Below are 12,526 nucleotides of genomic sequence, written 5' to 3'. Positions count from 1 at the left end.
CTGCTCGCCAGTGAGGTCTGGCACAGCGCGTAGACAGGTTTGGCGGCTGCTGCGCAGCCGAGCGGGAGCAAGCTCCCTCGCCACAATGGATTTCCATCAACCTTGGCAAAACGTCTCCTGCAAATGCCGCCACAGCACCCGCCCGGCTTCGGTCTTTTCAAACACCACCGTCGACCGGCGATCGGTGCGCAACCCGCCCGCATCGCTCTGCTGCTCGCGATAACTCAGCGTCGCGCCATGCGCATGCAGCGCAATCCCGTGTAGCTCACTGAGCTCGATCCGGAACCCGGGCTTGTTCCCGCCCGCCGCCTGAAACAGCCCGCGCAGGGCTTCGATATCCAGCACCCGGCCCAGCGGCGTGACCATGGAAAAATCCGCCGAGAACCGGCTCAGCAAGCGCTCAAGTTCCACTGAATCCTGCTCGACGGCAAACCAGCGTTCGATGACCAGGTGGGCCTGGATCACTTCATCAAAATATTCGTTGTAGTCAATCATGTGGATTTTTCCTGAAGGGGAGGTGAGCTCAAAAGGGCGAGCACTTTGGATGCGTCGAAACGCAGCACGGCGACCATCGGCAACAGCGTCAGGAGAGCGGCGGCGAGAAAGCAGTAGCGGAAACCGTTGCCGCCCAGTGCGCCCAACAGCGAACTGAGTAGCGCGGCGCCAAGACAGAAACCGAGCTGGCGATTGATGTTCCACAGGGCGCTGGAGTGGCCCATTTTTTCCGGCGCGATGCCGACAAATGCCAGGGTCTGCGCGGTCACGCTGCACAGGCTGCCGCCCAGTCCCATCAAGGCATAGGCAATGACCAGCGGCGCGGCGGCGGGTTGTTCGATGCGCATCAGCAGGACAATCCCCAGGCACTGCAAAAGCATCCCGGTGATCAGTAACGGTTTGGGGCCAATGCGGTTGAAACTGCGTTTGCCGAGCATGATCGCCACCCCCGATGCGGCCGCCCAGGACAGCATCAGCGCACCGGTCTGCGCGGCGCCGAAACCGAGGTCGTGCAGATACAGCACGGCAATCATGTTGGTGCCGGTAAACACCCCGGGCACGAACAGGTAGATCAACATCGCCAGGCGCAGCGACGGACTCCTGAGCAGTTGCAAGTCGAGCACCGCGTCGGGTTTGTGCCAGCCATCGCGCAGGTACAGCCCCAAGGTGACGGCGCCGAGCAGCAGAACGCCGCCGGCGAGGTGACGGGTAGCGGCGGCGCTTGCCAGGCTCACGGCAATCAACAACAGACTCAGGGCTGTCACAGCCAGCAGCAAACCGCGCACATCCAGTGTCGGGCGTTGCGTACCGGGTTGATCCGCTTTCAACCACAGCAGACCCAGACCGAACGCGAGCAGCGCCATTGGCATGTTCAGGTAGAAAATCCAGCGCCACGACAACGCCTCGACGATCAGGCCACCCGCCGCCGGTGACAGGGCCGGCACCATTAACGCGACCATCAGCACTACGCCGGTCAGGTGCGCGCGTTGCGCCGCTGGAAATTGCCGATAGGCCAAGGCCTGACCGATCGGCAACAACAAGCCGCCACCGAGCCCTTGCAGCAAACGCCAGCCGATCAGGCTTTCAATCGACCCGGCCTGGGCCACCAGCCCCGAGGCGATGCCGAACAGCAGCAGCGAGCCGAGTATCAGCCACCGTTCGCCCAGCCGCGCTGCCAGCCACACGCTCAGCGGAATGATCAGCGTCAGCCCGAGCATGTAGGCGTTGGTGATCCACGCCAATTGCGTCACCGAGGCCTGTAATTCCCGGGCGATGTCCGGGTAGGCAATGCTCGCGGCGAACATGTTCAACAGGTCGAGGGCGAACCCGAATAGATACACCAGCGCGACTTTCGAGCGATAGGCCATGGCAGCTTCCCTGTGATGAGACGTGCAGGGTAGGGCGCTTGTGGCGTTAGGAAAACGCTGGTTTGCCTGCTAGTTTGTCAAAATTATTTTGACAAGGAGTGCGCTGGACATGGTCAGCCTTGACCGTTTTGACACCTTCAAAGCCGTGGTCGAGGCCGGGTCGCTGACGGCCGCCGCCGATACCCTGGGCCAGACCCGGGCGGTGGTGAGCTTCAATCTCAAACGCCTGGAAGAAGAACTGGGCGTCACCTTGCTCACGCGCAACACCCGGCAACTGGCCCTGACCGATGCCGGCGAGCGCTTCTATCGGCGTTGCCTGCGCACCCTCGACGAAGCGCGACTGGCGATCGAGGAGGCGCGTTCCGAGCATTCGCAACTCAAGGGCACGTTGCGCATCACCACCACCGTGGAGTTTGCCCTGGCCCAGGTGGTGCCGGCGCTGGAAGTGTTTCGCCAGCAACAGCCGCAATTGAACATTCACCTGTCGACGTCCTCGACCCACGCCGATCTGATCTCCGAACGTTTCGATATGGCGATCCGTCTGGGGCGCATGCACGACTCCAACCTGCGCGCGGTGCAGTTGTCGACGTTCGAAGTGTTTGCGGTGGCCGCGCCGCAGCTGGTCGAGCGCTTTGCGCCGGTTGCCACGCTGGCGACGCTGGAGTCGATGCCGACGCTGGGCCATGGCCGCGTCCCGGAAATGACCGTTACCGACCCGACCGGCAGTGAGCATGTCTACCAGCCAAAACCGGGAACCACCGCCATCGTCGCCGACAACTCGGCGACTTTGCGGGCGTTTGCGTTGACAGGGCAGGGTGTGGCGATTCTGCCGCAGTGGTTGATTCAGGAGGATCTGCAGGCGGGGCGATTGGTGCGATTGCTCGCCGATTACCGCTTTGCCCAACAGGGTGTTTACGCGTTGTACCCGGATACCCGGCATTTGCCGCTGAAGGTGCGGGCGTTTATTGATTTCATGAAGCGTTGGGGCTGAGGATCTCGAGTGATTGTTCCGGCCTCTTCGCGGGCAAGCCACGCTCCCACAGTTTTTGTGTCGCTCTGGATATCCGTGTACACCGCAAAACCCTGTGGGAGCGTGGCTTGCCCGCGATAGGAGTACCTCGGTCTCAGAGCTTTGCGCGCAACCCGAACCGCTTCATCAACGTCGACTCCAGCAACCCCTTGGGCAAGAACGTCGCCAGCAACGGCAACGCGCGGCTGCCATTACCAATGCGGATCAAGCGTGGCGGCGTGCCCTGCTGCACAGCCTTGAGTAATTTCGCCGCAAACTCACTGGCCGGCGTCGGTTTGTCCTGCGAGGCCTTGGCCCGTGCGCGAATCCCCTCACGCAACGGAAACCACGGCGACTGTTCGTTGATCAGTTGCTCGGCCTCATGCCCGGCATTCTTGGCGAAGCTCGACTGAATTGCCCCCGGTTGCACTTCCATCACGCGAATGCCGAACGGCGCCAGCTCCATGCGCAACGCGTCGCTCAGCGCATGCACCGCCGCTTTCGAGGCGCAGTAGGCGCCGGCGAACGGCGTCACCAGAACCCCCGACACACTGCCGATATTCACCACCAGCCCCTTGGCCCGGCGCAGCACCGGGAACAGTGCGCGAGTCACGCCGACAATCGAGAACACATTGGTTTCGAACTGACGCTGCATGGCCGGCACGCCGCCGTCGAGCAGCGGGCCCATGGCGCCATAACCGGCGTTGTTGATCAGTATGTCGAGGCCGCCGTGTTGTTTGTTGATGCGCTCGGCGAGTTGTTCCAGCGCCACACTGTCATTGACGTCCAGCGCGATCGCGGTGAACCCGGCGGCGGTCAGCGCTGCGACGTCCTCACTCTTGCGCGCAGTGGCCCAGACTTCGTAACCGGCGGCTTTGAACGCATCGGCGAGGGCGCGGCCAATGCCGCTGGAGCAACCGGTAATCAACGCAACGGGCATGGCGCATTCCTTGTGCAAAAAAGTGGGGAAGGGGATCAGTCGGAGAAACTGCCCTGCAAGCGCTCGGCGCGAAACTCCAGGGTTTGCGGACGGTAACCGGGGCGCAGCGGTGGCATCGGCAGGCAGTCTTCCCAGTCGCCGCCGGCCTGCAATTCACCGGGGCCGCGATAGCGTGGCGCGGTGTATTGGTTGTCGGCCAGATTCACCGTGTCACCCGGCGCATAGGCTGCGATGCGCCAGCGCAATTCGGTCAAAGGCACGTCGTTGCCGTTTTTCATTTTCAGTTGCAACGGGCGATCCGCCGGGCACTGTTCAGGGGCGTAGGCAATGCGCATCTCCAGACGCGCCAGTTGCTTGAGTTCGCGGTTGTCCAGCCACACCACCCACACGGCCACCAGGCCCAGACCGATAGCCGCGGCCACGGAGACCGGCACAGCCTTGGCGGGATAGCGCAGCAGCAGAATCAACCAGGTGATGATCAGCAGGATGCCGATGAACATGAGGGAACGCTCCTTGGTTCGTGAGTACCATCCTACCGGAGGGCCGGCACAATGGACATTCGCGCGTATTCCGAATGTACCGTCAGTCGATACTGTAATTTCTGACAGTTGAAAATCGCAAAGCGCGGATGCTCTGATGCCCTGAAGCATGGTTAACGGTAGTGCCGGGAGCAAGCTGATGAACAAGCATGGCAAAACACCGACGCTTTCGGTAAGCGACCCGCGCGGATTGCAGATTCGGACGGTTGGTTATTGGCGTGCCGAAGACCTTTGCCCTGCTCAAGCCCGCATCAATCGCACGATGCGTGACGCTGCCGGAAGGGTTGTTGAACAGTGGGATCCGCGCCTGTGGGCACTACAAACGACCGAGCCGCTGACGCCTGCGAATCTGCGCACCCTTTATTCGTTGATCGGGCAAACGCTGCGCTCCGACAGCGTCGATGCCGGTACGCAGCTGGCGTTGTACGGGCCAGGTGCCGAGACGCTGTACGACTGGGACAGTCGAGAAACCTGGCGCGAGGTGCAACACGACCCGCTGCTGCGTCCGATTGCCGTGTTCGAAGAAGGTGCATCCGAGCCTCGGCGGTGCGTCGAACGTCTCACTTACGGCCAACCCGGCGCGGGTGATACCTCGCGGAATCAGCTGGGCCAGTTGATTCGGCACGATGATCCGGCGGGTAGTGTGTGCTCGCAAAGCTTTGCAATCAGTGGGCAGTGCATTGAAAGCACACGGCACTTCACCCTCGACCCCAGCGTCGCCGATTGGCCGCAAAATGTTGATGACCGCCAGCGCTTGCTGGAACCCGGCGACGGTGCCAAGACCCGCTGGCGCTTCGGGCCGCTGGGGCAGGTACTCGAACAAGTCGATGCGCGTGATAATCACCATGGCCGCGAGTTGACGCTCGACGGTCAGTTGCGCGCCTGCCATCTGCAATTGCGGCACCAGACCAAAGCGCTAACGCTGGTGAGCGACATTCGTTACAACGCTGATGGGCAAGTCACTCAGGAACTGGCGGGCAATGGTGTGCTGACGACGCTGACCTATCAGCCCGAGGACGGTCTTCTGCTAACCCGCCATGCGAGGAAAGCCGGGGCCGAGGTATTGCAACATCTGATCTACGACTACGACCCGATGGGCAACTTGCTGAGCATCGAGGACAAGGCACTGCCGATCCGGTATTTCGCCAACCAGCGTATCGATCCTGTCAGTCGTTTCGATTACGACAGCTTCTACCAGTTGTATGTGGCCACCGGTTGGAAAGCAGGTGCTGCTACTCAAGGTCCGGCGTCCATCGGACGTGACGATCCGGCAGCAGTGAGCAATTATCGACAGACCTTCAACTACGATGAATCCGGCAATCTGTTACTGCTGACGCATGTTGGCGCGCGCAATGGCCGCGAGCTCAAAGCTGCGCGATCGAGTAATCGCTGTTTGCCTTACCGTAATGGCGTGCCACCGACGGAAGAGGAGATTGCCGCGGCGTTCGATCCCCGTGGCAATTTGCGAGCGCTGTATGCGGGGAGTTCATTGGCGTGGAATCTGCGTAATCAGTTGCAATCGGTCACGCCGGTCGAACGTGCCAGCGGACCCAATGACCGTGAACACTATTGCTACGACGGTGCCGGTCAACGTGTGCGCAAGATTCGCTCGTCACAGACGAATGCCCGCGGCGTCACGGCCCAGGTGCGCTATTTGCCTGGACTGGAGCTGCGCACCGACACGGCCACCGGTGAGCAATTGCAAGTGATCTGCGTCGAGGGCCACATCAGCCGTGTACACGTGCTGCACTGGGAAAGTGCTCCGCCCACCGGTTCCAATGACCATTATCGGTACACGCTGACGGATCATCTCGGATCGACCTGCCTGGAACTGGGCGAGGATGCCCGGCTCATCAGTCAAGAAACATTCTTCCCGTTCGGTGAAGCGGCGTGGAGCAAGGACACCGAGGCCAGTTACAAAACCCTGCGTTATTCGGGCAAGGAACGCGATGCCACAGGTCTCTATTATTATGGCTATCGCTATTACATGCCGTGGTTGCAGCGTTGGTTGAATCCTGACCCGAAAGGTTTTATCGACGGGCCGAACCTGTACCAGATGGTGGGTAACTCGCCCATGGGCCATGTCGACACCGATGGTGGCGGAAAGACCGCCACATCTGAATTGGCTGACAGTGTGCAAAAGCAGCAGGCATTAATGAGCACGATGACCTCGGCGGCAGCGGACGTCAGAAATTCATTGCTCAATCACACTCAGGCGCGACACCGGTTTCAGGCCCTTGTCAGGCGCGTCGGGACGCAACTGGCCAGCAGCATGTTCAGCGCAGGCGCTCAAGCCGCAGGGGGCACGATTGGCACTGCAATGGGCAACGTGTTCGGACCGGTAGCCGGTTCGCTTGGGGGCAAGATTGGCACCAAGGTCGGCGATAAGTTGGCGGGTGCAGCCATCGACAAATTGGTGGACACCTATCAGTTGAACCGACCTATCCATTTCAAAGGCAGCGAATTGAATCCCAAGGCTTTGGTTGAAAGCGTCGAGCCGAAAAAGAAGCTGAGTCTTGCCACAGTGAAACTGGAATTGGCAGCGCATGATCCGCGCACAGCCGACGGTCGATCACGATTGACCAAAATGGCGCGCGCCAAGGTCGAGGACAAAGTGATCGAGGCAGTCTCTGAAAAACTGGGAGCGCAAACTCGGGGGCTGTTCCAGACGGGACGGGAATTCATCCATGCAGCGCAGGGGATGAATGCCGAGGCGTTAAGCAACACTTACGAACATCTTTCGGCAGACATCGACATGGTCGAGTTCAGGACGCAAGCCATCCTGACCGAGCTGGCAACCACCGGCAGCTCGGATCCGGAGCTTTTCGAAGCGGTCTCCGACTTGTCGATACAAACGTCCAGTACGGTGCAGGGCCTGCAGCGGACCCAGGACTTTATCGGACTGCTCGCACCGGCTCCTTACGCGGGAAGGCAGCAATCGCTGGGGGGACATTCCCGGCCAAGGCTGACCCGACAACATTCGTTGAGTTGAAAAAAGCCCCCGCCCAACCCACTGCGGATAGGGGACGCAGCGGGCTGGACGGGGGCTTCTTGTTCTGCAGATCGTTACTGCGCGATGGTTTTCACCGACACGCCGCGTTCGATCGGGGTGGAGCGACCGTAGATATCTTCGAAGCGTTCGATATCGTCTTCACCCAGGTACGAACCCGACTGCACTTCGATGATTTCCAGCGGGATCTTGCCCGGGTTGCGCAGGCGGTGCACCGAGGCGATCGGGATGTAGGTCGACTGGTTTTCGCAGAGCAGGAACACATTTTCATCGCAGGTCACTTCAGCGGTGCCGCTGACCACGATCCAGTGCTCGGCGCGGTGGTGGTGCATCTGCAGCGACAGGCACGCGCCCGGTTTTACCGAGATGTGCTTGACCTGGAAACGCCCGCCCATGTCCACCGAGTCGTAGGAACCCCACGGACGGTAGACCTCGCAGTGGTTCTGGGTTTCGCTGCGGCCCTGCTCGTTGAGGGTGTTGACCATCTGCTTGACGCCCTGAACCTTGTCTTTGTGGGCGATCATCATGGCGTCCTTGGTTTCGACCACGACGATGTTTTCCAGACCGATCACCGAAACCAGTTTGCCGTTGCCGTGGATCATGCAGTTCTTGCTGTCCTGGATGACCACGTCGCCCTTGCTGACGTTGCCGTTGGCGTCTTTCTCGTTGACTTCCCACAGCGACGACCAGCAGCCGACATCGCTCCAGCCAGCGGTCAGTGGCACCACGCAGGCGCGTTGGGTTTTTTCCATGACGGAGTAGTCGATGGAATTGTCCGGGCAGCAGGCGAAGGTGGCTTCGTCAAAGGTGATGGTGTCGGCGTCCTGCTGGCTGCGCTCGAGGGTCAGCAGGCAAGTGTCGTAGATGTCCGGATCGTGCTTTTTCAGCTCTTCGAGGAAGCGGCTGGCGCGGAACAGGAACATGCCGCTGTTCCAGTAGTAGCCGCCGGATTCGACATATTCGGTGGCGCGTTTGACGTCAGGTTTCTCGACGAAGTGCGAAACGCGGCTGACGCCTTCAGGCAGCAGCGAATCGCCGGTGGATTTGATGTAGCCGTAACCGGTTTCCGGTTTGGTCGCCGGCACGCCGAACAGCACCATCTCACCGTTTTCGGCGGCGACAGTGGCAAGGGCCAATGCGCGTTGCAGGGCTTTCTGGTCCTCCAGCACGTGGTCGGCCGGCAGCACCAGCATCAGTTCGTCGCGACCTTCATTGACCAGCATCATCGCGGTCAGCGCCACCGCTGGTGCGGTGTTGCGGCCAAACGGCTCCATGAGGATGCGCTGGCATTCGAGGTTTCGGTTGGCCAGCTGTTCGTTGACGATAAAACGGTGATCCTTGTTGCAGACCACGATCGGCGTGTCCATGCCTTCGAACACCAGACGTTCCAGGGTTTGCTGGAACAGCGTGTGTTCACCGGTCAGGGCGAGGAATTGTTTAGGGAATTGCTTGCGCGAAAGCGGCCAAAGACGTGAACCGCTACCACCTGACAAGATCACCGGAATCATATTGTTTACTCCATAAAATCGATTGGTTAGAGGCACGAACGTTGTGTCGTTTCACTCTTGTTTTTGTCTCGTTCTGAACGTTCACCTCGGTCCCTGTGGGAGCCTGGCTTGCCAGCGATGGCATCACCTCGGTGTATCTGCAGAACCGAGGTGTCTGCATCGCTGGCAAGCCAGCTCCCACAGGGAGCCGGGTCAGTTCGGAAAATCTGTTAGCGAGTAGACACCGGGCGTTTCACCCAGACTGGCGACAGGCTGCTGCCGGAACCGGTGACGTACAGCACCGCTGCCTCACCACGCTCCAGCGCGACCGGTTTTACGTCGCCGACTTTCTTGTCGCCTTCATACAGCGCCAGGCTGACTTTCACCGGGTTGATTTCACGTTCGCCACGGCCCTTGGCGGCCACGTTCGGCACCACGTCGGTCTTGCCGTCGGCGGTCTTCAGGGTCAGCGGCTTGTCGCTGAGGTTCTGCACGCGCACCAGGGATTTCTGCTTGTTCTTGAACGGCGGCTCTTCGATCAGTTGCGGCGCGCCGGACGCGTTGTTGACCAGGGTGTAGTAATGATCACCGGCAAGTTTGACCGGCAGGGTCTGGCTGCCGATTTTGGCGCTGTAATCACCGCCCGGCATGAAGCTGAAGTCGCTGCTGGCCAGTGGTGCAACGTCGCTCAGGTTGGTGCTGCCGACGGTGGCGCTGACTTCCGCGTTGCTGGCGTTGTAGACACGCACGAAGGTCGAGCCTTTCGGCGCGGTCGGGCCGTACAGCGCGGCGTCACCACCGGCGAAAGCCTGGACCGACAGCACGCTCAGACCAGCAACCAGTGCGAAGCGTTTTGCGAGACGACGAGGAGTAGTTGTGAAAGTCATGGTGTTACCTCTCTTTCAGTTTTGCGCCCGATCGGGCGTCTCGGATTTAGTGTTGATGGCTACGTTTTGTTGGCGAGCACCGGCTTGTTTGAGCTCTGCGACCCACTGTGGGTCGGCGTCGCCGATTTCGTTGTTCACAGGCAGATATCGTTCAGGAAACTCCCAGATCAGCACCTGTGGCGGGCTGTTCTTGAAGTCATCGCTTTTCAGGTAGCTGAGCATCGGCAGAATCGGGCCGTGGCCGTCTTCGGCGTAATTCACGACGTCGCTGTGCAGCGCCTGTTTCAGCGCACCGACGAAGTTCCAGTTGGGGTTGGCGCTGTAGCTGGTGCCGATCAGTGCGACCGGTACTTCGCTGCTGGCGAACAGTGCGTCGTCACCGGCAGGTTGCTCGGCGGCCACGGTGTTGCGCTTTTGCAGCGGCTCTTGCGCCGGCATCAGGTTTTCGAACAGCGGATCCAGCGGCAGGAACAGACGCAGGTCGCCCTTGTGCGTGACCTTCTCCGCTGGCGTGGTGACGAAGCGTTGCGGCTCGCCGCTGAGCGGGAACTTGTCGGCGATGGTTTTCGCCAGGGTGTTGGCGGCGATTTCAGCGCCTTCCGGGGTCCAGTGGGTGTCGGTGCGCAGGAACACTTGCTGACCGTTCTGCTTGGCTTTTTGCAGCGGGCCGAGCAGATCCGGGGCGAGGATCTTGTCTGCCGCGACACGGGCGTGGAAGTCCTGATAGAGGTTGGCGTGGATGCTCGCCGGTTTCACTTCACCCAGGTGTTCCGGGTACAGGCGCACCTTGGCCGGCACGATCGCCATCACCAGTTTCACGCCTTTCTCTTTCAGAGTCTGGCGCACGCCTTCGACCAGCGCGTAGTTGCCTTGCAGGTTCAGTTCTTCGTTGACGATCGGGTTGAATTCCTCATCGCTGTACAGCCACTGATCGCGACCGAGCACTACGCCTGGACGCCCTTCGTTGAACAGTTTGAAATCCAGTGCCGCCCAGAGGTTGGTGCCCAGACGCTTGATCGGAAACTGATCGTCGTAGTGGGTTTCCACGGCTTTGGTCCAGCGACCGTTAAGCACGGTCGCATCGGCGTTGGTGCTGAAGCCGAAGAAGCTGCGCACCGACCACAGACCGAGCACTAGCAGGGTCAGCAGGAACAGCGCGATGTAGAAGATGCGTAATGAGCGGGTCATGTCAGATCCCTCAGAACTGGAAGTAAAGGAACGGCGAGAAGCTTTGCGCCGAGAGTTTGAGAATCGAGGCGATGAACAGCAGCAGGATCAGCCCGCGCATCACGTAGCGCGACCAGTCCGCGCTCCAGTAAGCCGGTTGCACCTGGGCTTCGACGCCGACGGTGTAGCCAGGCTCGTGGATGCTCGCCGGGTTTTCGCCGGGTGCGGCTTTGATCATGCCCGGGGTCGCAGCGGCAGGGCCGTCGGTTTCGACGTTGACCACTGGCTTGGTTTTGACCGGAGGCTGATTGGTGTACAGATCACGCAGGCCGAAGAACGCCAGGGTTGCGTACGCCACCACCAGGGTTGCCACTTGCAGACCGGTGAGGCTGGCGCGGTTGAGTTCCGACAGCGACCAGTCGCTGAAGCTGAACATCGCGCCGTACATGCGCCCGGCGACGTGCAGGTTTTCGGCACGGAAGATCACCCAGCCCATCACCACCAGCAGGAAGGTCAGCGCCCAGCGGATCGGGTTGAGGCTGCGCGGCGAGGTGTTGATGCCGAGCATTTTTTCGATCGCCAGCCACATGCCGTGCCAGGCGCCCCAGACGATGTAAGTGATGTTCGCGCCGTGCCACAGACCACCCAGCAGCATGGTCAGGAACAGGTTGCGATAGGTCATCAGCGTGCCTTTGCGGTTACCGCCGAGGGTGATGTACAGGTAGTCACGCAGCCAGGTCGACAGGCTGATGTGCCAGCGGCGCCAGAACTCGGTGATCGACTGGCTGATGTACGGCTGCTTGAAGTTTTCCATGAAGCGGAAACCCATCATCAGGCCCAGACCGATGGCCATGTCGCTGTAACCGGAGAAGTCGAAATACAGCTGCGCGGTGTACGCCAGCGCGCCGAGCCAGGCGTCACCCGTGGTCGGGTTTTGCAGGGCGAAGCAGTGGTCGGCGACCACCGCGAGGGTGTCGGCAATGAACACCTTCTTGATGAAACCCTGCATGAACCGCGTGCAGCCCTCGGAGAACTTGTCGAGGGTGTGGGTGCGGTTGTTGAACTGGTCGGCGAGGTCGCGAAAACGCAGGACCGGGCCGGCAATCAGGTGCGGGAAGATCGCCACGAACGCCGCGAAGTCGATCAGGTTGCGGGTGGCCGGGGTGTCGCCGCGATACACGTCGATGATGTAGCTGATCGACTCGAAGATGTAGAACGAGATACCGATCGGCAGCAGCACGTGGGTCAGGATGAACGGCTCCAGACCGAACGAGGTCATGATCGCATTGATGCTGTCCACGCCGAAGTTGGCGTATTTGAAGTAGCCGAGGATGCACAGGTCGACCGCCACGCCGAGCAGCAGCCAGCGCTGTGCCGGTTTGGTGCGCACGCCGGCGGCACCGACTTTCAGGCCGATCCAGTAGTTCCACAGGGTGACGCCGGCGAACAGCGCCAGGAAGTCCACCCGCCACCACGCGTAGAACACGTAGCTGGCAATCAGCAGCAACAGGTTGCGATAGCGTTGCCCGCTCAGGTAGTACAAGCCGAGAAAGATCGGCAAGAACAGAAACAGGAACACGTTGGATGAAAATACCATCCCGATCTCTCCATGTTTGAACCAACAG

The 12,526-nt window shown here is 60.6% G+C and carries 10 protein-coding genes; 2 read left to right on the top strand and 8 right to left on the bottom strand.

Annotation, left to right across the window (positions count from 1 at the left end; genetic code table 11):
- Positions 1–96 precede the first annotated feature (96 nt).
- Positions 97–495 (bottom strand): DUF4440 domain-containing protein, encoded by a 399-nt coding sequence (locus ACIP8I_RS11395; RefSeq protein WP_400761061.1) that lies wholly within the window; start codon positions 493–495, stop codon positions 97–99.
- Positions 492–1,862 (bottom strand): MFS transporter, encoded by a 1,371-nt coding sequence (locus ACIP8I_RS11390; RefSeq protein WP_400761059.1) that lies wholly within the window; start codon positions 1,860–1,862, stop codon positions 492–494. The genes ACIP8I_RS11395 and ACIP8I_RS11390 overlap by 4 nt, the downstream gene beginning before the upstream one ends.
- A gap of 109 nt (positions 1,863–1,971) precedes the next feature.
- On the opposite strand from ACIP8I_RS11390, the gene ACIP8I_RS11385 reads away from it, so the two are divergent.
- On the top strand, positions 1,972–2,853 hold the full coding sequence (locus tag ACIP8I_RS11385; RefSeq protein ID WP_400761057.1) for a LysR substrate-binding domain-containing protein: 882 nt from the start codon (positions 1,972–1,974) through the stop codon (positions 2,851–2,853).
- A 133-nt stretch (positions 2,854–2,986) separates the two neighbouring features.
- Here ACIP8I_RS11385 and ACIP8I_RS11380 read toward each other — a convergent pair whose 3' ends face one another.
- Together ACIP8I_RS11380 and ACIP8I_RS11375 are read right to left on the bottom strand one after the other, a co-directional pair.
- Positions 2,987–3,811: an SDR family oxidoreductase gene (locus ACIP8I_RS11380; protein ID WP_400761054.1), complete on the bottom strand. Its 825-nt coding sequence runs from the start codon at positions 3,809–3,811 to the stop codon at positions 2,987–2,989.
- Positions 3,812–3,846: 35 nt separating this feature from the next.
- Positions 3,847–4,311 (bottom strand): hypothetical protein, encoded by a 465-nt coding sequence (locus ACIP8I_RS11375; RefSeq protein WP_007969553.1) that lies wholly within the window; start codon positions 4,309–4,311, stop codon positions 3,847–3,849.
- A gap of 178 nt (positions 4,312–4,489) precedes the next feature.
- Here ACIP8I_RS11375 and ACIP8I_RS11370 point away from each other — a divergent pair, with 178 nt between their 5' ends.
- Positions 4,490–7,342 carry an RHS repeat domain-containing protein gene (locus ACIP8I_RS11370; protein ID WP_400761051.1) on the top strand — a complete coding sequence of 951 codons (2,853 nt, stop codon included), beginning with the start codon at positions 4,490–4,492 and terminating at the stop codon, positions 7,340–7,342.
- A gap of 74 nt (positions 7,343–7,416) precedes the next feature.
- Here ACIP8I_RS11370 and ACIP8I_RS11365 read toward each other — a convergent pair whose 3' ends face one another.
- From ACIP8I_RS11365 to ACIP8I_RS11350, 4 genes are all read right to left on the bottom strand, one after another.
- Positions 7,417–8,868 (bottom strand): mannose-1-phosphate guanylyltransferase/mannose-6-phosphate isomerase, encoded by a 1,452-nt coding sequence (locus ACIP8I_RS11365; protein ID WP_007969551.1) that lies wholly within the window; start codon positions 8,866–8,868, stop codon positions 7,417–7,419.
- 209 nt (positions 8,869–9,077) lie between these two features.
- On the bottom strand, positions 9,078–9,734 hold the full coding sequence (locus ACIP8I_RS11360; RefSeq protein WP_127651075.1) for an alginate O-acetyltransferase AlgF: 657 nt from the start codon (positions 9,732–9,734) through the stop codon (positions 9,078–9,080).
- A gap of 15 nt (positions 9,735–9,749) precedes the next feature.
- A complete protein-coding gene (locus ACIP8I_RS11355) occupies positions 9,750–10,922 on the bottom strand; it encodes an alginate O-acetyltransferase (RefSeq protein ID WP_108589908.1) in 1,173 nt (390 codons plus the stop codon).
- A 10-nt stretch (positions 10,923–10,932) separates the two neighbouring features.
- Entirely contained in the window at positions 10,933–12,498 is a 1,566-nt protein-coding gene (locus ACIP8I_RS11350; protein WP_123587186.1) for an MBOAT family protein, read from the bottom strand.
- Between the last annotated feature and the right edge of the window lie 28 nt (positions 12,499–12,526).

This window comes from Pseudomonas sp. NPDC088414, from assembly GCF_044753325.1.
GTDB lineage: Bacteria > Pseudomonadota > Gammaproteobacteria > Pseudomonadales > Pseudomonadaceae > Aquipseudomonas.
The sequence above is the reverse complement of the archived record's forward strand: the minus strand, read 5'-3'. Positions and strand labels throughout refer to the sequence as shown.